The organism is Loktanella sp. Alg231-35 (assembly GCF_900143545.1).
Classification (GTDB): domain Bacteria; phylum Pseudomonadota; class Alphaproteobacteria; order Rhodobacterales; family Rhodobacteraceae; genus Yoonia.
This window is the reverse complement of sequence record NZ_FREV01000005.1, coordinates 270,989-289,791: the sequence shown is the minus strand read 5'-3', so window position 1 is coordinate 289,791 and position 18,803 is coordinate 270,989. Positions and strand designations below refer to the sequence as shown.

Genomic DNA, 18,803 nt, shown 5'->3' with positions numbered 1-18,803 from the left:
CCGACTTGGGCGGCAGGATCGTCTGCCGCCCACATTTGAAAATAACGTCCAATAGCCCAGATAGATGTGGCGCACTGCTCTTTGCCCAATCAAATACCCGGTTTTACTGAACCACATCGTAAAAGCTGTCGTTCGTCCATCCTGCAGCACCGATCAGTAAAGGCTCAAAGCAGCCATTCACCCAGTCACATCATGATCATAGAGCCACGCCAACCGACCCAAAAACGCACCCGGCGCCACGGCACCCATCGCCCTCAACCCGGTATGCGCGACCATCCGCGGCACACCTGACAGGTGATAGTTCCGCGCATTGCTGTTGGCCGCTGCAATCGCCTTGACCACCCGCGCCCGACGTAGCCCCTGATAGGCCTTCAGCCCGGCCTCTACCGACGATGCCTCCCCACAACAGCGCGCCAGAACATAGGCGTCCTCGATCGCGAGGTTCGCCCCTTGGGCCAGAAACGGCAGCGTCGGATGCGCTGCATCCCCCAATATCGCAATTGATCCGACATGCCAGTTGGGCGCCACAGGATGCCGGAACAGCCCCCAGAGGTTCACATTCTCCACTGCACCCAGAATGGATTTCACCTCCCAGCTGCAATCGGCAAAGACCTGACGCAGGTTGCCCGGATCATCGGCATGGTGCCAGCCTTCGGCGGCCCAGGCGATGCGTTCCTGCACTGCAACGATGTTCAGTCGGTCCTTTGACAGCGGATAGGTGACCATATGCCGACCGGGTGCCATCCAGATACGGGCGACCGGCGGCGCGGCATCGGTCTTGATCATCGCCCGCCATGCAACCTGACCGGTAAAGAACGGTGCGGCGGGTTTGTTCAGGTGCGACCGCACGACCGAGTGCAGCCCATCCGCGCCAATTGTCAGGTCCGGCCTGACCCGCGCACCGTCCACACTAAAAGACCCATCCGCTTGCAGATCAACGATACGCATCCCCAATCGGACGGTCACATTGGCCGCCGCACAGCCGCGCGCCAGTATGTCGATCAGGGCGGCCCGGTGGAAAAAACGATATTGTGGGGTTTGGGTGGACAAATCAAAGCGGGTGATGCGTTGACCCGACAACGCGTCCATTGGCGCAACTGCCTGCGCGACAAGGCCAGTGGCGGCGAGGGCTTTGTCGATCCCCAAAGCGTTCAACGCGCGCGCACCATTGGGTGTGATTTGCAGGCCTGCGCCCACTTCAGTGAGCGCGGCGGCCTGTTCGTAAACGGTAACGTCTGCGCCGCTGCGGGCAAAGGCAAGCGCCGCGGTCAGGCCGCCGATGCCGCCGCCGATGATGGCAACGTCGCGGCCTTTGTTATGCTCATTCGTCGCGATGAACCTTCTCACGGCGCTCGTGGCGTTCCTGTGCCTCAAGGCTCATTGTCGCGATTGGACGGGCATCGAGCCGTTTGAGAGAAATCGGCTCGCCTGTGATTTCGCAATAGCCGTACTCACCCTCGTCAATGCGGCGCAAGGCGGAGTCGATTTTGCTGACCAGCTTGCGCTGGCGGTCGCGGGTGCGCAGCTCAAGCGCGCGGTCGGTTTCTTCGGAGGCGCGGTCAGCGACGTCTGGGATATTGCGGGTTTGGTCTTTCATGCCAGCGACAGTATCGCGGCTGTCTTCCATCAGATCTGACTTCCAACTCAGAAGCTTGCGGCGAAAGTATTCGGTCTGCCGCTCGTTCATGAATGGCTCATCATCGGCCGGGCGATAGTCATCTGCGAGAAAAACTTCAGCTTTCATAGTCATACCCTTAATGCTCTCGACCTCGCTTGGCTCACCCTACGGGCCTTAACTCCCTAATTGGCGCCGGGTTTACTCCGCAACGTCACGGGTGTCACCCCCTCATTTTGCCTCAATCGCGGGGTGTTGATGATCATGCATGACCTGCTAGGTTGCCGCGGAAATGTAAGGGAAAAAGCGATGCAATTTACCGGCACAGACAGTTATGTCGCCACCGATGATCTGACCATGGCCGTGAACGCCGCTGTGACGCTTGAGCGTCCGCTGCTGGTCAAGGGCGAGCCGGGCACGGGCAAGACTGAATTGGCCCGTCAGGTCAGTGCCGCGCTGGGTTTGCCAATGATCGAATGGCACATCAAATCCACCACAAAAGCCCAGCAGGGTCTTTATGAATACGACGCCGTCAGCCGCTTGCGCGACAGCCAGTTGGGCGACGAGCGGGTGCATGACGTGGGCAACTACATCAAGCAGGGCAAACTCTGGCAGGCCTTTGGGGCTGCGGGCAAAGTCGTGCTTTTGATTGATGAGATCGACAAAGCCGATATCGAGTTTCCAAATGACCTGTTGCAGGAGCTCGACCGGATGGAATTCCACGTCTACGAGACCGGTGAGACCGTCAAGGCCATCCACCGCCCTATCGTGATCATCACCTCCAACAACGAAAAAGAACTGCCCGACGCCTTCCTGCGCCGCTGCTTTTTCCACTACATCCGCTTTCCTGATATCAAGACCATGCGCCAGATTGTCGAGGTCCATCATCCTGGCATCAAAGAGCAGTTGCTGACCACAGCTCTGACCCAGTTCTACGAAGTCCGCGACACAGCCGGGCTCAAGAAGAAGCCATCGACGTCAGAAGTGCTGGACTGGCTCAAGCTGCTTTTGGCCGAAGATTTGTCCCCCGAAGACCTCAACCGTGACGGGGCGAATGCGCTGCCGAAATTGCATGGCGCCCTGCTCAAGAATGAGCAGGACGTGCATTTATTCGAGCGTCTGGCGTTTATGGCGCGGCGCGGAGGTTAGCGCGACCGGCGCACATTGCCGTGCCAGTCTTCAGTCGTGGTTTCCGCAGGTAGGATGCGTTCGCTTTCAACTGGCAGCGTCACGCGCGCCGTCCCGATCAAGAACCCCAAACCAACCAGTGCAACCACCCAGAACACCATCAAGAGCGCCTCTTTTGGCGCGCGGTGGGTGCTGTAGCCACCTATCATCATCTGATTTTGCATTGCTCTCTCCGATATACGCATTGAAGCCTGCTGATGAGATAGCGGATATTGGATCATTCTAAAAACGAATGATTCAACTATTTAAAATCACATTTGTTGATGTATTGAGTTCCGCCTGTTCCTTTGGCTCGCAGCTGCGCCGCCCAAACTGTGCAAAGAGCAATAGCGAATGGGATATCGTCAAGGAGAGCCATTGACCTGGGAGGTGATCCCAACCCGCCTGAATGCGCTGGGAAGCGTTTTGTTCATGACCTGGGCGTCAAGTTGGTTCTTTGCAACCGCAGTGCTGGCATGGGAAGACGTGGTGGCGCGGCAGATAGCGGATGTTGAAAGACAGCGAAATGCAGGGCGCCTGTCAGTGGAAGATATCCGCGCGTTGCGCCGATCCCGCATGTAGCTGGGGTCAGGGCAAGGGCGAAGCGCACAGTCCGTCATGGGTTGAAATGATGCCATGCGGGCGCGATATGGCCCGCATGTTACACCCTAAGGCGAATTAACTGGCCAAGCCCCCAAACCCCGCTATTGTCAGCCAAAGTCGAACACGAGCAACCATATGTCTGCCACTACTTCCGTTACAATTCGCCCACTGGTGGCCGAGGACGAAGCCGTTTGGCGCGATCTTTGGACCGCCTACCTGACATTCTACAAATCCGGCGTAGCCGAGGCCGTCCATCAAAGTACATTTGCGCGCTTGCTGGGCTGCGACAGTGCAGATTTCAACGCCTTTGTTGCCGAACAGGACGGGCGCGTTGTTGGGCTGGTCCATTATCTATTTCACCGCCATTGCTGGCGCGTCGAAAACGTCTGCTACCTGCAAGATCTCTATGCCGACCCTGCCGTGCGCGGTACAGGCATCGGGCGCAAGTTGATCGAGGCGGTTTATGCCGCCGCTGATGACGCGGGCGCACCTGCTGTCTATTGGCTAACCCAAGATGACAACGCGGCAGGCCGCAGGCTTTATGACCGGGTCGGCCAGCACACCAATTTCATCAAATATCAGCGCCCCGCATGAAGCATCTTATTGTCCTCGCCTTTGCCGTTCTGGCCGCTTGCGCACAGACGCCCACAGGGCCGGACCCGATCCGCCTTGATTTCCCTCAGGCCAGCCGCTTTAGCGCCGCCAGCCCCGGCCCATCCACGCGGCCCAATTCCGAAATTGCGCTGGATTTTATTGACCTTTCCTTTCGGATGGAAAGCGGGCGCAAGCTGCCGGTGCTGTCGCGGTTCGAAGGCCCCATCACTGTGCGCGTCAAAGGGCCTGTCACCCAGACAACCGTCAATGATCTGACCGATCTGCTCAACCGGCTGCGCCGCGAGGCGCGCATCGACATTCGGTTCACCTCTGAAGATGACGCCAATATCGTGATCGAGGCCGTGCCCAACCGCACCTTGCAACGTGTGGCCCCCAACGCCGCCTGCTTTGTGGTGCCCCGCGTGCAAAGCTGGGCCGAATTGCGGGCCGCCCGCAACACCCCAACGCTGGATTGGACAACGCTGCGGCAACGCGAAAAGACCGCGATTTTTCTGCCCTCAGACGTAACACCACAGGAAATCCGCGATTGCCTGCATGAGGAACTGGCACAGGCGCTGGGGCCGCTCAATGATCTTTACCGCCTGCCCGACTCTGTCTTTAATGATGACAATATCCATGCCGTGTTAACCGGCTTTGATATGCTGATCCTGCGGGCCTACTATTCCCCTGAATTGCAAAGCGGGATGTCTGAACAACAGGTCGCCGAACGCCTGCCCCGCATCTTGCGCCGCCTGAACCCGCGCGGCCAGCGGCGCGGCGGACAAATCCCGTCTGATACATCGCGCGAATGGATCAACGCGATGGAGCTTGCCCTAAGTGAGACCTCCAACAGCCGCCGCAGACAGGCCGCGAGCCGGGCTATTGCCATCGGGCAATCACTGGGCTGGACCGGCCCGCGCGAAGGGTTTGCCAATTACGTCTATGGGCGACTGCAAATCGGCAATGACGCGACACTGGCATTGGGGGCCTTCAATGCCGCGCGCCGGGTTTACGGGCAAAGCCCTGTCACCGATATCCACTCTGCCCATATTGCTGTGCAATTGGCGGCCTTCACGCTGATATCCGGCAATGCAGAGGCCACAATTGCCATCACAGATCGGGCCATCCCGATTGCTGACAAACACGAGAACGCAGCCCTGCTGGCGCTCTTGATGATGTTCAAAGCCGAAGCATTGGACCTACAAGGTGATACCGACGCAGGCATGGCGCTGCGACTGGACAGTCTGGGATGGGGGCTTTATGGGTTCGGCAGCCGCGACGAGGTGATTGACCGCCTTAATGAAATCGCCTCATTGCCACCGGATATTCCGCCTAGCTAACAAGGGCTTACGAGATGATCTTTCCACTAACAGGGTTTGTGATTGGTGCCATTCTTGGGGCGTTCCGGGCCAAAGTGCGCGGTGGCAAGCCGCTCGATATGCTGCAATGGGGGGCTGCTTTTGCGATCCTCTTTGGGGTGATTGGGCTATTTGTTCTGATCTTCATCGAACGCAGCTACGTCTGACGCGATGTTCCTGCCGTTCTTCGACAACTTGCGTAGCAACGGTGTTCCGGTTTCCCTGCGCGAATTCCTGTCGTTTCTGGAAGGCATGAAGGCGGGGCTGGCAACCTATGATGTCGAGGCGTTCTATTTTCTGGCCCGCACCATCATGGTCAAAGACGAGCGCCATCTGGACAAATTTGACCGCGCCTTTGCCGCCACCTTTGAAGGGCTTGACCGGATCCCGGACGAGGCAGTGCTGAATGCGGTCGATATCCCCGCCGACTGGCTTGAAAAACTGGCCGAGAAGCACCTGAGCGACGCAGAAAAGGCCGAGATTGAAGCGCTGGGTGGCTTTGACAAGCTGATGGAAACGCTCAAGAAACGGCTCGAAGAACAGAAAGGCCGCCATCAGGGCGGCAGCAAATGGGTCGGCACCGCTGGCACGTCGCCGTTTGGGGCCTATGGCTATAACCCCGAAGGCGTGCGCGTTGGTCAGAACGAAAGCCGCCACCAGCGCGCGGTCAAGGTCTGGGACAAGCGCGAATTCAAGAACCTTGATGACACGGTCGAGTTGGGAACGCGCAACATCAAGGTCGCGCTGAAACGCCTGCGCCGCTGGGCGCGCGACGGGGCACATGAAGAACTGGACCTGAACGGCACAATCCGGGCAACTGCCGAACACGGCTATCTGGATGTCCAAACCCGGCCCGAGCGACGCAATGCGGTCAAAGTTCTGCTATTTCTCGATATCGGCGGGTCAATGGACCCGCATATCAAAGTGGTGGAAGAACTGTTCAGCGCCGCCAAGTCCGAATTCAAACATTTTGAGTACTTCTATTTCCACAATTGCCTTTACGAGGGCGTGTGGAAAGACAACCGCCGCCGCTGGAACGCGCAAACACCGACATGGGACGTGCTGCGCACCTATGGTCCTGACTACAAATGCATTTTCGTGGGCGACGCCAGCATGTCCCCTTACGAAATCGCCTTTACTGGTGGGGCCAATGAACATTGGAACGCAGAGGCGGGCCAGACATGGCTGGAACGCGCCCGCGACCAATGGCCAAACCATCTGTGGATCAATCCGCTCGATCAGCGCTATTGGCCCCACACCCAATCGATCCAGATGATTCAAGAGGTTTTCGGTGCAGATCGCATGGTGCCCATGACGCTTGCAGGGATCGAAACCGGAATGAAGGCGCTGGGGCGTTAGTGACTGCCCGCTTAGGTGTCAATTCTGTCCCGGAAGACGATCCTGATGATATCATCGCGGTGCAAGCCCAGTTTGGCTAAATCTTCGTCCGATTTCGCGTTCAACTTCTCAACTTTGCGCAGCCGGGCATTTGCGACCCCCTGAGATATCCACACTTTGTCGATCGCATGAAGCGCAGCCGTAACAAAACCAACGACTGCCGGGAAAGCGCCATTGGGTGGAATGCTTGTTTTCTGAGTAGTGTCAGCCATTTGTCTGCTCCGTAACCTTGAGGTACCAACTAAAAAACCAGAAAGGTCATGTTAAAAAGACGCGACTTACGTCTTCAAAACTGGCCCCTTGCTGCTGCTTGCGGCTTGGAGGCGTCCACAGGCGAACAGCAATGTGACCAGCTTTTGATCGTAAAAATGGGAAGAAGCTTCGACGAATCTAAGGTATCATTAAGGCATCATCGAAGAAGGGCCGGTTTGTTTGCCAAACAAGGCGTCTCTACACCGTTCCAAAACTACAGGCCTGCGGGGCTTGAGAACGCCAGGGGATCACCCCATATCTTACCCATGATCAAACTCGCTCCGATCCTGCTTGCCGTGCTATATGGCCTTGCGATGTATCGCTTTTCTGTCTGGCGCACATCGCGCGAGCTGGACCAGAAATCGACGGAGCTGGCTGATCCGACCCTCAAGGCACTGATGGACCGGATGGCCAAGGCGCTCGATATCAAACGTATCAAGGTGCATATTTATGAGATTGACCCGGTCAACGGCCTTGCCGCGCCTGATGGCCGTATCTTCATCACCCGCGGGTTCTTCAACAAATACCGCGCGGGCGAGGTCACATCAGAAGAGATGGCAACCGTCATCGCCCATGAGTTGGGCCATGTTGCCTTGGGCCATTCGCGACGCCGGATGATCGACTTTTCAGGGCAGAATGCCATGCGCACTGCGTTGGCCATGATCATAGGTCGTTTCGTTCCGGGCATCGGCCCATGGATTGCGGGCCTGTTAACCAGCCTGCTGGCCGCGCGCCTGTCACGCGGTGATGAATTTGAAGCAGACGCCTATGCTTCGGCCCTTTTGGTCAAGGCAGGGATTGGAACGGCGCCGCAAAAGACCCTGTTTGAGAAATTGGAAACACTTACCGGCGCGCGGGGTGCCGCGACACCCGCATGGATGATGAGCCACCCCAAAACGCCGCAGCGCATCGCCGCGATCGAGGCGAATGAAGCAAAGTGGAACACGGGCGCCTAAATAACCCCCGCGCCGACGAACTGTGTGATCGGACACAGAACCGGACGCGCCAGCGCGTTAACCTTTTCCAAGTTACTATAAGACCTTTTTGAGTGACGATATTACGGTTGGGCATGGGCATCCCAGATGGGGTTTCCATGCCCTTTTTCCTAACCCTTCGAGCCTTAGCCTGATGCCTCTAAGGCCTTGCCTAACCGTGGCATCCGCGCCTTCTTCATCAAGGCCCGCATGGTCCATGGCTGCTCTGACAGCCTGTTTGCCTCGGCCAAAACCGTATTTGCCACGCCCCGGACCTGTTCCGGGGCATCTGCCAGTAACAGCAAAGCAAACCCATCGGGGTCCCAGCGTAACAGCGCCTCATCCCCCAAAAGGTTTTTTGGAAAATCCTTGGCGTTCATCGTCAGGATGCCGTCACAGGATCCGACAACAGCCGCCGTCAGCACGTGGATATCGGCGGCGTCTGGTAGCCAGTAGCGCTGCTCTAACTCTGCTGCATAACGCACTGACGCTTTTGGAAACTTTGCTGCCAGCGTTGCAATTTCGCCGCGCGCCCAAACCTCTTGTGCCGGTCCCAGCTTGCCTGCTGCCCGCGCCCATTCCTCTAGGATACGCTCAGACCAGCGCGCCTCGAACAGCCCCTGTTGCGCGCAGCCCAAAAGCACCTCGCGCATCACGGTGGGATAAAGTACGCAGGCGTCCAGCATCACCCTCATAGGCGGTAGACAAGCACCTTGAGATAGCCGCTTTCGGCCAGATGCGGCATCAATGGATGGTCAGGCCCGGCAAAGCCTGTGTGGATGATCTGCCCTCGGCGCCCGCCCCGGCCGATACCGCGCGAGCAGGCATTGCGGAATTTGGTCAAATCAGCGGCATGCGAGCACGAACACAGCACCAGATAGCCGCCTTCGGCCACCAGAGGGGCGGCCAATCGCGCCACGCGTTCATAGGCGCGCAACCCGGCGTCCAGTGACGGTTTGGACGGGGCAAATGCAGGCGGATCACAGACCACAACATCGAAATTGGCCCCCTCCTCGCCCAAGGCGCCCAACACGTCAAAGGCGTCCCCTTTGCGCGTTGTGAAACGGTCGGTGACTTTCATCGCTGCCGCACCTGCCGCGGCCAGTTCCAGCGCCGGGGCAGAGCCGTCGACAGCCAACACCGAGGCGGCATCATTGGCCAATGCGGCCAAACCAAACCCGCCGACATGGGAAAAGACATCTAGCACCGCCGCACCCTTTGACAGGCTGGCGGCAAAGGCGTGGTTTGGTCGTTGGTCAAAGAACAGGCCAGTTTTCTGACCGCTCATCACATCGGCCATGTAGGTGGCCCCGTTCATCGGAACGGGTACGGGTTCGGTCGGGGCAGCACCTGCCAGAACCTCGGTGCGTTCCTCCAGCCCTTCAAGGCTGCGCGCCCGGCCCGTGCCGTTCATCACCACGGTTGTGACCCCTGTGACCTCTTGCAGCGCCGCCACTAGCGGCGCAATCAGCACATCCGCCCAGGCGGCATTGGGCTGCACCACGGCCAGATCGCCAAAGCGGTCGATCACAACGCCCGGCAAGCCATCAGCCTCGGCATGGATCAGCCGGTAGAATGGGGCGTCATAAAGCCGCGCGCGGTGTGCCAATGCGCGGGTAAATTTTGCGGCAAACCAATTCTGGTCAATTACCGCGTCGGGGTCTTGGTCCAACATCCGGCAGATGATCTTGGAGGCCGGATTAACCGCCACAACGCCCATCGGCGTTCGGCTGGCGTCTTCGAGGTTTGCAAGGCTACCGGGGGCCAATTTGCGCGTGCGTCGGTCCATGACCAATTCATTGGCGTAGACCCATGGGAAACCATGGCGGATGGCCCGCGCTTCGGCTTTGGGGATCAGCCGGACGACGGGCTGTGAGGGGGATGTATCTGTCATACCCCGCCCCTTACCTGCTCTGCCCGGTACTGAAAAGCCTGCAACGCGCAGGGGATCAGATCAGTTGCTCGCTCAACAGACGGGTCAGGAAATCTGTGACACGTACTTTTTGTGTTTGCCCTGCTTCTTCCAACTGTACTGCTTTCTCGCCACCGGGTGCGTCAAGATTGCCCAGCACACGACGTGTCGGTTCGATCACCGCACCCGACGCGGCATCCATGATCGTGATATCAAAGATCACATTATAGACGCCGCCGATGCTGTACCGCGTCCGGTTCGTCACACCGTGGAACCGCACCAACGTCACCGCCACATTGACCGGCTGGCCACCGTTCAGGGCGGCCTTGTTTCGGTTTGCGGCTTCGGTAAACATTGTGCCGATCTGCTCCACGCGCGGCCCGCGCGGGTCGCCCCGCCAAACGATGTCACCTGTCGGATAATAATTCTCGCGCTCTGACACCGTCAGACCGTCCTGTGCGACAAAGGCAAAGCCGCGCAGGTTGTAGTCGCGGCTGACTTCAAGGCGCGGCTCGCTCGATTTTCCAATCGGAATGCCACAACCAGCCAAAGCCAGAAAAAAGGGTGCTGCGATCACCGTTCGTCTATGCATGAGGGAGAGCCTCTTAATCTTATCTTAAGATTGTTGTATTGCGCGCCCCTGTGGAAAAGGTATGCAACAGTCGTGACAAGATTGTGGCCATATTGGCGACGATCACCTCTTGTTAGCGCTAACACGCGATGCTAAGGAGCGGGCGAAACTGACCTCTGCGAGGGACGCCATGCCGCTTCACCCAACACTCACCGCTGTCACCGACCGAATCCGCGCCCGATCCGAGGGACCGCGCCAAAAATACCTTGATAACATGGCCCGCGCCGCCGCCGAAGGGCCGCGCCGCAGCCATCTGACCTGTGGTAATCAGGCCCATGCCTATGCCGCTATGGGTGACGACAAGGACGCGCTCACTGCTGAACGCAGCCCTAACCTTGGTATCATCACGGCCTACAATGATATGCTTTCGGCGCATCAGCCGTTTGAAACCTATCCCGACCTGATCCGCGCTGCGGCACGTGCGGCTGGCGGCACAGCGCAGGTTGCAGGCGGAGTGCCTGCGATGTGTGATGGGGTGACCCAAGGCCAAACTGGTATGGAGCTGTCGCTCTTTTCGCGCGATGTCATTGCATTGGCTGCGGGCGTTGGCCTGTCGCACAACACCTTTGACGCCGCCGTATATCTGGGCGTCTGCGATAAGATTGTGCCCGGCCTTGTCATGGCCGCCGCCACCTTTGGCTATATCCCCGGTATTTTCATGCCTGCAGGGCCGATGGTGTCGGGCCTGCCCAATGATGAAAAGGCCCGTGTCCGTCAGGAATTTGCCAAAGGCAATATCGACCGCAAGGAACTGATGAAGGCCGAAATGGCCAGTTACCACGGCCCCGGCACTTGTACCTTCTATGGCACTGCAAACTCCAACCAGATGCTGATGGAATTCATGGGACTGCACCTGCCCGGCGCATCTTTCGTCAATCCCGGCACGCCCCTGCGCGATGCGCTGACCACAGCAGCAACAGAGCGCGCGCTTGAGATCACCGCCATTGGCAATGATTACACGCCGGTTTGCGATATTCTGGATGAAAAGGCCTTTGTGAACGGTCTTGTGGGGCTGATGGCAACGGGTGGGTCGACCAACCTTGTCATTCATCTGCCCGCAATGGCCAAGGCCGCAGGGATTATCCTTGATCTGGAAGACTTCAGTGATTTGTCCGCAATCACGCCGCTGATGGCCAAAGTCTATCCCAATGGTCTGGCGGATGTGAACCATTTCCATGCCGCTGGTGGGCTTAGCTATATGATTGGCGAGTTGCTGAATGCTGGCCTGCTGCACGACGATGTGAAAACCGTCGCTGGTGCTGGGCTGAACCTTTATAGTCAGGAACCGCAACTTGCCGATGGTCGCGTCAAATACGTTGCGGGCGCGGGTGAAACGCAGAACGACAAAATTCTGCGCCCCGCCACAGACCCATTCCAGAAAACCGGTGGTCTGACACAGCTGGCAGGTAACCTTGGGCGCGGTGTGATCAAAACCTCTGCCGTAGCCCCAGAGCGCCACATCATCGAAGCCCCTGCCCGCGTGTTCCACACACAAGACGCCGTCAAAGACGCCTTCAAAGCAGGCGAGTTGACCCATGACACGGTTATCGTTGTGCGCTTCCAAGGTCCCAAATCCAACGGCATGCCTGAATTGCACGGCCTGACGCCAACGATGGCTGTGTTGCAGGATCGTGGACTTAAGGTTGCACTTGTGACCGACGGGCGCATGTCCGGCGCGTCCGGCAAAGTGCCTTCTGTCATCCACGTCTGTCCCGAAGCCGCAGATGGCGGACCCATCGCCATGGTACGCGACGGCGATATCATCCGGTTGGACGCTACAACCGGTACGATTAAGGTGAAAGATGTGGACCTGAGCAGCCGCCCCCCAGCCACGGCCGATCTGACCGGCAATGGCACCGGCGTGGGTCGCGAACTCTTTGAGGTGTTCCGCCAGAACGTCGGCCTTGCCGCAAATGGGGCGGGCGTTGTGGTCTAAACTCCCTGTTTTCTATGCCCAATCAAACTTCCGCCCGAAGCTCTCACAACTGCCAAGGGCACCACACCAAGGATTAATGCAATGACTCCACAAGACGCATCCGCCGCCGCCGCCAAAGTCTGCCTTCTGGCCCCTGTTGTGCCTGTTCTGGTGATCGACGACGCCGGCATCGCCGCAGACCTCGCCCGCGCGTTGGTTGCTGGCGGCCTGCCCGCACTTGAGGTGACCCTGCGCACCCCCGCTGCATTGGACGCCATCCGCGAAATGGCGGCGGTTCCCGGCGGCGTTGTCGGCGCGGGCACATTGCTGACCCCCAAGGACGTCGAAGCGGCCAAAGCGGCAGGTGCGACCTTTGGTGTGTCACCCGGTGCCACCGATATCCTGCTGGACGCCTGCGAAGCAAATGACCTGCCACTCTTGCCCGGCACGGCCACTGCATCCGAAGCGATGCGCCTGCTGGAACGCGGCTATACCGTGCAAAAGTTCTTCCCCGCCGAAGCAAATGGCGGCGCGCCCGCGCTCAAGGCCATCGGCGCGCCGATCCCGCAAGTCAAGTTCTGCCCCACAGGTGGTGTGAGCCTCAAGAACGCGGGTTACTATTTGGGGCTGAGCAACACGCTTTGCGTTGGCGGATCGTGGGTTGCCCCAAAAGATAAGGTCGCAGCGGGCGATTGGGCCGGGATTACGGCGCTTGCACAAGAGGCCGCTGCACTTACCTGAGACGTCCGGCGCCGGGGCGGCCTACAGAACTGGTAGGCCCCGCCGCCTTGTTCCTACTGCGCTAATCTGCCCTGCCGACCACCGCGACGCCGTGGCGGTTTCGCCTCTTTCAGGGCCGCTTGCAGTGTGGCGATCATCGGATGTTCTGCGGGTTGTTGTGGCAAGTAATGCCCCAGCAGCTTGCGAACTTCATCCTGCGCGTCTTTGGAAGGTGGTACCCCTAGCGCCCAATCCAAAAAGATGCTTCGGCATTCGGGCGCACCAATCCCTTCGATCGCAAAAGCCTCGCGGATCAAACCTTTGGGGTCAAAAAGCGTGACCTCAGTCATGACACATCCAATGCGCCAGAGATAATCTGCGCTGATCGTTCTGCTGCATGTTCAATCCTTTCCGCCAGTTCCGCAACGGTCTGGGTCTGTGTCTGTCGCAACACCAGCCGCTTTGCCCCTTCGCCCAGCGTGTCAATATTCATGACTTCCCCGGTGAGCAATCGCGCGAGTGTTTGCAATCGCCAGAAAAGCGCAGCCGCCTGCGACAATGCCTGCACATCAGCGGCATTCAACCACCCACCCGCGACGCCAACAGCGAATTGTCCTTGCAAATCGCGCACAGGTGCGCCTGCGCGCAGGGCCGCTGTTTGGGCAAAAAGCTCAATATCTTGCATCCGCCCCGGTCCGATTTTCATGTCCCAGAGGTTTGTGTCGGGCTTGGCCTCTGCAATCCGGCGGCGCATGTCGACCACATCGGCGATGATTGTTGCACCTTGTGATTTCTCTTGCAGCAGCGTTTGGCGAAAGCCCTCGATGTCGGCCTGCAGTTCAGGATCACCCGCAACCACGTGTGCGCGGGTTAGCGCCAGATGTTCCCAAGTCCAGGCTTCGGTGCGCTGATAATCGGTGAAGGCAGCCAGCGCCGTCGCCACCGGCCCTTGCCGTCCCGACGGCCGCAAGCGCATGTCTACCTCATAAAGCCGTCCTTCGGACATTGGCGCGCTGAGCGCTGTAACCAATGCCTGCGTTAGCCGGGCAAAATAGGGTCGCGTTGCCAAAGGGCGCCGCCCGTCCGAGGCCTCTTGTCCGCAGGCATCATAGATCACGATCAGATCAAGATCAGAGGTTGCTGTTAGATGCCCTGCCCCCAATGATCCCATTGCCACGACAGCCCCACCGCGCCCCGGTGGTGGCCCATGTTTGCGCGCAAATTCAGCCACAATGACAGGCCACAGGGCGGCGGTGACTGCACTGGCCAATGCGGCGTATTGCACACTGCTTTGGTCGGCATCGATCAGGCCGCGCAGGTGATGCACGCCAATCCGAAAATGCCATTCCTTGGCCCAGCGACGGGTCGCGATTAGCTGGCTTTCATAATCGTCAATGCTGGCCAACAGCGCCGACAGTTCCGTTTGCAAAGCCTCGGCCCCCGGCCAATCGCTGAAAAACGTCCCACCGATCACCGCGTCCAGCACGCCTGCATTGCGCGACAGATATTGCGCCAGCGCTGGTGCAGTCGCGCATATATCGACGATCAATTGAGTAAGCTGCGGATTGGCCTCAAACAGCGAAAACAGCTGCACACCTGCGGGCAGCCCGGCAAGAAACCCATCAAACTGCGCCAGCGCCTCTTCGGGTTTGGCAGCCTCTTGCAGGCGCGCCATGATCCCCGGCACGAGGCGGTCGAAAATCTCGCTCGCACGGGCCGAGCGTAGGGCGGGATAACTGTGCCAGCGCGCGATCGTTGCGGCACCCCAGTCAGATTTCGGCGTTGCCGTCGGCTGATCAGGCGCGAAAAACCCTTCGGTCAGTTGATGCACATCGTCCAGCCGCGCCGTCAGCTCTGCGCGAAACGCATCAACCTCTTGCCCCATAAAGGCCGCAAGCCGGGCAAAGCCTTCGGCATCGGTTGGCAGGGTTTGGGTCTGGGCATCGTTGATCATTTGCAGGCGATGCTCCAATTCTCGATGCGCGCTGTAGTGGTCGTAGAGCCGCTGTGCCGTCTCTTGCGGAAGCCAGTCAGCATTGGCCAGATGGATCAGCCCTTCATAGGTGCCGCGTGCCCGCAGATCAGGGTCCCGCCCCCCGGCGATCAGCTGGCGTGTTTGTGTAAAGAACTCGATCTCGCGGATCCCACCGCGCCCCAGTTTGATATTGTGGCCCTCTAGCACCAACGGCCCATGCAGGCCTTTGTGGTTCCTGATCCGCAGGCGCATGTCGTGGGCGTCTTGTATGGCAGCGAAATCAAGGTGCTTGCGCCAGACAAAGGGGCGCAGGGTTTTCAAAAACCGGTTGCCCGCAGGAATATCACCGGCACAGGCACGTGCCTTGATATAGGCCGCGCGTTCCCAAGTGCGCCCGACACTTTCATAATAGCGCTCGGCCGTTTCCATCGACAGGCAGACCGGCGTGACAGAGGCATCAGGGCGCAGCCGCAGGTCAGTTCGGAACACGTAACCACCATCACGCATTTCCGACAGGATGGCCGTCATCTTGCGGGTGACGCGGATGAAGGCCGCGCGCACCTCATGATAGTCGTCAGGATCAAATTGCGTTTCATCAAACAGGCAGATCAGATCGATGTCAGACGAGTAATTCAGCTCGCCCGCGCCCATTTTGCCCATCGCGAGCACCACCATACCGCAGGCCAAGGCCGGATCCCCCCCAGCGGGCAGTTTGCCACGGGCGACCTCTGCGGCGACCAGTTGCGTGATTGCGGCCTGCACGGCTGCATCCGCAAAATCGCTCAGCACTTGTGTGACAGTTTCCAAAGGCCAGACCCCACCAAGATCGGCAAGGGCCGTGATCAGGGCGATACGGCGCTTGGCCTCACGCAGCGCCAGCGGCAAGGTGTCCAATGCGATAAGTGGGATGCCTTTTAGCAGGGTTGCAACGGCGGCCTCAGGATCGTCGAAGGCGGGCACGATCCACGCGGCCTCGCGGCGCAGAAGGTCGGCCAGATAGGGGCTGCATCCGGCGGCACCCGCCACAACATCGGACAAAGCAGGCGGCAAGTCTGGCAGCGCGGCAAGCGCATCCTGTCCCCTTTCGGGGTCAAAGGCATGTGGGCATCGGGTCAGGCGGTCAAGAAAAGACATATGCGTACAGTGGTTGGGCACCGCGCGCTGGTCAATCCAGATCGCATCGGTAAACATGCCCAAAAGGGACATGACTATCATGAGCAAGAGCCTGAAACGCGTGATCCGTGCTTTGACCGAGGCAGGATTGGACATCACACCACTGGAACTGGGGCCAGAGACCCGCACAGCGCAACAGGCGGCTGATGCTGCTGGGTGTCATCTGGATCAGATCGCCAAATCCGTGATTTTCGCAGGGCAAGACAGTGGCAAGGCCATTCTGTTTATCACCGCGGGGGGCAATCAGGTGGACGCAGCCAAGGCAAGTGCTGTCGCGGGCGAGCCTTTGGGCAAAGCCGATGCCGCATTGATCCGGGCGCAGACCGGCTTTGCCATTGGTGGCGTCGCCCCTGTCGGGCATTTGAACCCGATCGCAGGCTTTTTCGATCCGCGATTGGCGGAATTTGCAGTTATTTATGCGGCTGCGGGCACGCCACGCCATATTTTCCCGATTGACCCCCAACGACTTGTGGAAATCTCTGGCGCGCAACTCGCTGATTTTACAGTGTAATAAAAGTAAATGTAAAAAACATTTACATTATCCCTTGATAATATCCGGGCGCACCCCGATATCGGTGATGTGAAAGACATTCACATTGACCTAAACCCAATCAAGGAGCCCAACCATGAACACCGCCGCAACCCCTTCCCCGATGGCCATCGATCATCGCCCAGGGTTTTTTGCCCGTGCTGAATCCTGGCTTGATGAACGTGGCAAAGGCGCATGGATCGCCGCCATGGTTCTCGGTTTTATCTTCATCTGGCCCGTCGGCCTCGCCCTTCTTGCGTATATGATCTGGAGTAAACGCATGTTCAATTCTTCTTGCAAATCAATGACCCGCAGCCGCGCCCGTCACATGGGCAAATCATCCGGCAACAGCGCATTTGACGCCTACAAGTCCGAAACCCTGCGCCGTCTGGAAGAAGAGCAGGACAACTTTGAAGCCTTCCTCAAGCGTCTGCGTGACGCCAAGGACAAGGCAGAGTTCGATCAATTCATGGACGACCGCGCCAAGAAGATGACCGAAGACGAAGATGACGACTTTAACACCGGCCCTGCGACTGCATAAGCGCAACGGCCCGACATGGGCGGCCTGTTTCCCCGGCAGGCCGCCCACTATTTTTTTCGCAACCCAGAGATAATCATGACCTATTCCATGGATGACACCCCTCACGCGTCTGACGCCCGGTATTACGCAGGCGTCCCTTTCAAGCGCGGCATCGCCTGGGTGCTGGACATGGTGTTGATCGCACTGCTCTGTACGCTGATCCTGCCCTTCACCGCTTTTACCGGTGTCTTCTTCTTTCCGGTCCTGATGCTGGTTGTCGGATTTATCTACCGCTGGTTCACCATTGCGGGCGGATCGGCGACCTGGGGTATGCGCATTATGGGCATTGGCCTGCGCGATCACCACGGCGCTGCGTTAAGTTCCGGCCTCGCATTGGCCCATACATTTGGTTATTCGGTCAGCGTCGCGGTGCCACCGCTGCAACTGATCTCGATCATTTTGATGCTGGTCACACCGCGCGGCCAGGGCCTGACAGATCACCTGCTTGGCACCACAGCGGTCCACGCCAGCCGGTAGCGCTATCAGCGGCGTTAAGCATGTGACCCTTCCGGGGCTTGGCGTATGGTGAATCGATTGTTAATCTCTGCCCAAGACGATCGGGATTTTCATGCGCCACACGCTTCCAATAGCCCCGCAGTTCTATGTGACTGCCCCGCAGCCCTGCCCTTATCTTCAGGGCCGGATGGAGCGGAAGTTGTTTACCGCCCTGCAAGGCGACACGGCCGAAAAACTCAATGACGCATTGTCCAAGCAAGGCTTTCGCCGCTCGCAGAATGTGCTTTATCGCCCCTCCTGTGCAGAATGTTCGGCCTGTATGTCGGCCCGCATCAACATCGCCAATTTTGAGCCCAGCCGCAGCCAGCGCCGCGTGGACAAACGCGCCGCCCATCTGACGCGCCGGGCCACGTCGCCCTGGGCTACCGAAGAACAGTTTGATCTGTTCCGCGAATACCTGGATGGCCGTCATGCCTCTGGCGGGATGGCGGATATGGATATGTTCGAATTTGCGGCAATGGTCGAGGAAACGCCGATCCGCTCGCGTCTTATCGAATATACTGATGGCAATACGCTCAGCGCGGTGTGCCTGACCGATATCCTCGATGATGGCCTGTCGATGGTCTATTCATTCTTTGATCCCGCGTCTGAGCGTCTTTCGCTGGGCACCTATGTGATCCTTGACCATATCCGTATCGCCCGCGAATTGGGCCTGCCATATGTCTACCTTGGCTATTGGGTGCCGGGCAGCCCCAAGATGGACTATAAGGCCAAATTCCAAGGCCTGGAGGTTTACCGCAACGAGGTCTGGCAGCCGTTGGGTGATCCAGAGGCCTATAGCGCTGATGTGCATCCCCTTTCGACCGATCCGATTGCCGAACAAGTTGCGCGGATTGATCTGCCTGACGGGCGCAACTGAACCGATATACGTCAAACCAAAAAGGGCGGCGC

22 protein-coding genes are annotated in these 18,803 nt (G+C 58.7%); 13 read left to right on the top strand and 9 right to left on the bottom strand.

Going from position 1 to position 18,803, the window contains the following annotated elements:
* Nucleotides 1–177: 177 nt before the first annotated feature.
* Entirely contained in the window at nt 178–1,347 is a 1,170-nt protein-coding gene (locus DHN10_RS14180) for an FAD-dependent monooxygenase (RefSeq protein WP_108815992.1), read from the bottom strand.
* Nucleotides 1,322–1,744 (bottom strand): RNA polymerase-binding protein DksA, encoded by a 423-nt coding sequence (gene dksA, locus DHN10_RS14175; RefSeq protein WP_108815991.1) that lies wholly within the window; start codon nt 1,742–1,744, stop codon nt 1,322–1,324. The genes DHN10_RS14180 and dksA overlap by 26 nt, the downstream gene beginning before the upstream one ends.
* 180 nt (nt 1,745–1,924) lie before the next feature.
* Here dksA and DHN10_RS14170 point away from each other — a divergent pair, with 180 nt between their 5' ends.
* Complete coding sequence (locus DHN10_RS14170) at nt 1,925–2,764, top strand: AAA family ATPase (protein ID WP_108815990.1); 840 nt, start codon at nt 1,925–1,927, stop codon at nt 2,762–2,764.
* On the opposite strand, the gene DHN10_RS14165 is transcribed toward DHN10_RS14170, so the two are convergent.
* Nucleotides 2,761–2,967 (bottom strand): hypothetical protein, encoded by a 207-nt coding sequence (locus tag DHN10_RS14165; RefSeq protein ID WP_159087006.1) that lies wholly within the window; start codon nt 2,965–2,967, stop codon nt 2,761–2,763. The two genes, DHN10_RS14170 and DHN10_RS14165, sit on opposite strands and share 4 nt — an antisense overlap.
* A 169-nt stretch (nt 2,968–3,136) precedes the next feature.
* Between DHN10_RS14165 and DHN10_RS14160 the strand changes: the two genes are divergently transcribed.
* The 5 genes from DHN10_RS14160 (at nt 3,137) to DHN10_RS14145 (ending at nt 6,696) form a co-directional block, all read left to right on the top strand.
* Nucleotides 3,137–3,364, top strand: coding sequence for a hypothetical protein (locus DHN10_RS14160; protein WP_108815988.1), 228 nt, complete (start codon nt 3,137–3,139; stop codon nt 3,362–3,364).
* A gap of 156 nt (nt 3,365–3,520) precedes the next feature.
* Nucleotides 3,521–3,979, top strand: coding sequence for a GNAT family N-acetyltransferase (locus DHN10_RS14155; RefSeq protein ID WP_108815987.1), 459 nt, complete (start codon nt 3,521–3,523; stop codon nt 3,977–3,979).
* The gene (locus DHN10_RS14150) at nt 3,976–5,319 is read left to right on the top strand and encodes a DUF2927 domain-containing protein (RefSeq protein WP_108815986.1); all 1,344 of its coding nucleotides are present in this window, start codon (nt 3,976–3,978) and stop codon (nt 5,317–5,319) included. Before DHN10_RS14155 ends, DHN10_RS14150 begins: the two co-directional genes overlap by 4 nt.
* Nucleotides 5,320–5,333: 14 nt before the next feature.
* The gene (locus tag DHN10_RS19760) at nt 5,334–5,504 is read left to right on the top strand and encodes a hypothetical protein (RefSeq protein ID WP_159087005.1); all 171 of its coding nucleotides are present in this window, start codon (nt 5,334–5,336) and stop codon (nt 5,502–5,504) included.
* A 4-nt stretch (nt 5,505–5,508) separates the two neighbouring features.
* Nucleotides 5,509–6,696 carry a vWA domain-containing protein gene (locus DHN10_RS14145; RefSeq protein WP_108815985.1) on the top strand — a complete coding sequence of 396 codons (1,188 nt, stop codon included), beginning with the start codon at nt 5,509–5,511 and terminating at the stop codon, nt 6,694–6,696.
* 11 nt (nt 6,697–6,707) lie between these two features.
* Here the strand turns inward: DHN10_RS14145 and DHN10_RS14140 are convergent, their stop codons facing one another.
* Entirely contained in the window at nt 6,708–6,947 is a 240-nt protein-coding gene (locus tag DHN10_RS14140; protein ID WP_108815984.1) for a hypothetical protein, read from the bottom strand.
* 306 nt (nt 6,948–7,253) lie between these two features.
* On the opposite strand from DHN10_RS14140, the gene DHN10_RS14135 reads away from it, so the two are divergent.
* Entirely contained in the window at nt 7,254–7,943 is a 690-nt protein-coding gene (locus tag DHN10_RS14135) for a M48 family metallopeptidase (protein ID WP_108815983.1), read from the top strand.
* A gap of 164 nt (nt 7,944–8,107) precedes the next feature.
* Here DHN10_RS14135 and DHN10_RS14130 read toward each other — a convergent pair whose 3' ends face one another.
* From DHN10_RS14130 to DHN10_RS14120, 3 genes are read right to left on the bottom strand one after another with little or no spacing between them, the layout of a single operon-like run.
* The gene (locus DHN10_RS14130) at nt 8,108–8,656 is read right to left on the bottom strand and encodes an RSP_2648 family PIN domain-containing protein (protein WP_108815982.1); all 549 of its coding nucleotides are present in this window, start codon (nt 8,654–8,656) and stop codon (nt 8,108–8,110) included.
* Nucleotides 8,653–9,855: an RSP_2647 family RNA methyltransferase gene (locus DHN10_RS14125; protein ID WP_108815981.1), complete on the bottom strand. Its 1,203-nt coding sequence runs from the start codon at nt 9,853–9,855 to the stop codon at nt 8,653–8,655. Before DHN10_RS14125 ends, DHN10_RS14130 begins: the two co-directional genes overlap by 4 nt.
* 55 nt (nt 9,856–9,910) lie before the next feature.
* Complete coding sequence (locus tag DHN10_RS14120) at nt 9,911–10,465, bottom strand: DUF6778 family protein (RefSeq protein ID WP_234417140.1); 555 nt, start codon at nt 10,463–10,465, stop codon at nt 9,911–9,913.
* A 169-nt stretch (nt 10,466–10,634) separates the two neighbouring features.
* Between DHN10_RS14120 and edd the strand changes: the two genes are divergently transcribed.
* Both edd and eda read left to right on the top strand, forming a co-directional pair.
* Nucleotides 10,635–12,440, top strand: a complete 1,806-nt coding sequence (gene edd, locus DHN10_RS14115) for a phosphogluconate dehydratase (protein WP_108815980.1) — start codon at nt 10,635–10,637, stop codon at nt 12,438–12,440.
* A gap of 81 nt (nt 12,441–12,521) precedes the next feature.
* A complete protein-coding gene (gene eda / locus DHN10_RS14110) occupies nt 12,522–13,160 on the top strand; it encodes a bifunctional 4-hydroxy-2-oxoglutarate aldolase/2-dehydro-3-deoxy-phosphogluconate aldolase (RefSeq protein WP_108815979.1) in 639 nt (212 codons plus the stop codon).
* Nucleotides 13,161–13,213: 53 nt separating this feature from the next.
* On the opposite strand, the gene DHN10_RS14105 is transcribed toward eda, so the two are convergent.
* Together DHN10_RS14105 and DHN10_RS14100 are read right to left on the bottom strand one after the other, a co-directional pair.
* Nucleotides 13,214–13,489, bottom strand: coding sequence for a hypothetical protein (locus tag DHN10_RS14105; protein ID WP_108815978.1), 276 nt, complete (start codon nt 13,487–13,489; stop codon nt 13,214–13,216).
* Nucleotides 13,486–16,248 (bottom strand): glutamine-synthetase adenylyltransferase, encoded by a 2,763-nt coding sequence (locus DHN10_RS14100; protein ID WP_108816081.1) that lies wholly within the window; start codon nt 16,246–16,248, stop codon nt 13,486–13,488. The genes DHN10_RS14105 and DHN10_RS14100 overlap by 4 nt, the downstream gene beginning before the upstream one ends.
* 79 nt (nt 16,249–16,327) lie before the next feature.
* Here DHN10_RS14100 and DHN10_RS14095 point away from each other — a divergent pair, with 79 nt between their 5' ends.
* From DHN10_RS14095 to DHN10_RS14080, 4 genes are all read left to right on the top strand, one after another.
* Nucleotides 16,328–16,798 (top strand): YbaK/EbsC family protein, encoded by a 471-nt coding sequence (locus DHN10_RS14095; RefSeq protein ID WP_108815977.1) that lies wholly within the window; start codon nt 16,328–16,330, stop codon nt 16,796–16,798.
* 115 nt (nt 16,799–16,913) lie between these two features.
* Entirely contained in the window at nt 16,914–17,357 is a 444-nt protein-coding gene (locus DHN10_RS14090) for a DUF2852 domain-containing protein (protein WP_108815976.1), read from the top strand.
* A gap of 87 nt (nt 17,358–17,444) precedes the next feature.
* Entirely contained in the window at nt 17,445–17,873 is a 429-nt protein-coding gene (locus tag DHN10_RS14085; RefSeq protein ID WP_234417139.1) for an RDD family protein, read from the top strand.
* Between the two features lie 91 nt (nt 17,874–17,964).
* Nucleotides 17,965–18,771, top strand: a complete 807-nt coding sequence (locus DHN10_RS14080) for an arginyltransferase (protein ID WP_108815975.1) — start codon at nt 17,965–17,967, stop codon at nt 18,769–18,771.
* Nucleotides 18,772–18,803 lie beyond the last annotated feature (32 nt).

Excerpts from the sequence above, each read along its gene's own strand:
- DHN10_RS14155 (WP_108815987.1), top strand. The coding sequence starts at position 3,521 with ATGTCTGCCACTACTTCCGTTACAATTCGCCCACTGGTGGCCGAGGAC.
- DHN10_RS14150 (WP_108815986.1), top strand. The coding sequence starts at position 3,976 with ATGAAGCATCTTATTGTCCTCGCCTTTGCCGTTCTGGCCGCTTGCGCA.
- DHN10_RS14170 (WP_108815990.1), top strand. The coding sequence starts at position 1,925 with ATGCAATTTACCGGCACAGACAGTTATGTCGCCACCGATGATCTGACC.
- DHN10_RS14165 (WP_159087006.1), bottom strand. The coding sequence starts at position 2,967 with ATGCAAAATCAGATGATGATAGGTGGCTACAGCACCCACCGCGCGCCA.
- DHN10_RS14085 (WP_234417139.1), top strand. The coding sequence starts at position 17,445 with ATGGATGACACCCCTCACGCGTCTGACGCCCGGTATTACGCAGGCGTC.
- DHN10_RS14125 (WP_108815981.1), bottom strand. The coding sequence starts at position 9,855 with ATGACAGATACATCCCCCTCACAGCCCGTCGTCCGGCTGATCCCCAAA.
- DHN10_RS14140 (WP_108815984.1), bottom strand. The coding sequence starts at position 6,947 with ATGGCTGACACTACTCAGAAAACAAGCATTCCACCCAATGGCGCTTTC.
- DHN10_RS14120 (WP_234417140.1), bottom strand. The coding sequence starts at position 10,465 with ATGCATAGACGAACGGTGATCGCAGCACCCTTTTTTCTGGCTTTGGCT.
- edd (WP_108815980.1), top strand. The coding sequence starts at position 10,635 with ATGCCGCTTCACCCAACACTCACCGCTGTCACCGACCGAATCCGCGCC.
- DHN10_RS14145 (WP_108815985.1), top strand. The coding sequence starts at position 5,509 with ATGTTCCTGCCGTTCTTCGACAACTTGCGTAGCAACGGTGTTCCGGTT.
- DHN10_RS14095 (WP_108815977.1), top strand. The coding sequence starts at position 16,328 with ATGAGCAAGAGCCTGAAACGCGTGATCCGTGCTTTGACCGAGGCAGGA.
- DHN10_RS19760 (WP_159087005.1), top strand. The coding sequence starts at position 5,334 with ATGATCTTTCCACTAACAGGGTTTGTGATTGGTGCCATTCTTGGGGCG.
- eda (WP_108815979.1), top strand. The coding sequence starts at position 12,522 with ATGACTCCACAAGACGCATCCGCCGCCGCCGCCAAAGTCTGCCTTCTG.
- DHN10_RS14130 (WP_108815982.1), bottom strand. The coding sequence starts at position 8,656 with ATGAGGGTGATGCTGGACGCCTGCGTACTTTATCCCACCGTGATGCGC.
- DHN10_RS14100 (WP_108816081.1), bottom strand. The coding sequence starts at position 16,248 with ATGTCTTTTCTTGACCGCCTGACCCGATGCCCACATGCCTTTGACCCC.
- dksA (WP_108815991.1), bottom strand. The coding sequence starts at position 1,744 with ATGAAAGCTGAAGTTTTTCTCGCAGATGACTATCGCCCGGCCGATGAT.
- DHN10_RS14105 (WP_108815978.1), bottom strand. The coding sequence starts at position 13,489 with ATGACTGAGGTCACGCTTTTTGACCCCAAAGGTTTGATCCGCGAGGCT.
- DHN10_RS14135 (WP_108815983.1), top strand. The coding sequence starts at position 7,254 with ATGATCAAACTCGCTCCGATCCTGCTTGCCGTGCTATATGGCCTTGCG.
- DHN10_RS14160 (WP_108815988.1), top strand. The coding sequence starts at position 3,137 with ATGGGATATCGTCAAGGAGAGCCATTGACCTGGGAGGTGATCCCAACC.
- DHN10_RS14090 (WP_108815976.1), top strand. The coding sequence starts at position 16,914 with ATGAACACCGCCGCAACCCCTTCCCCGATGGCCATCGATCATCGCCCA.
- DHN10_RS14080 (WP_108815975.1), top strand. The coding sequence starts at position 17,965 with ATGCGCCACACGCTTCCAATAGCCCCGCAGTTCTATGTGACTGCCCCG.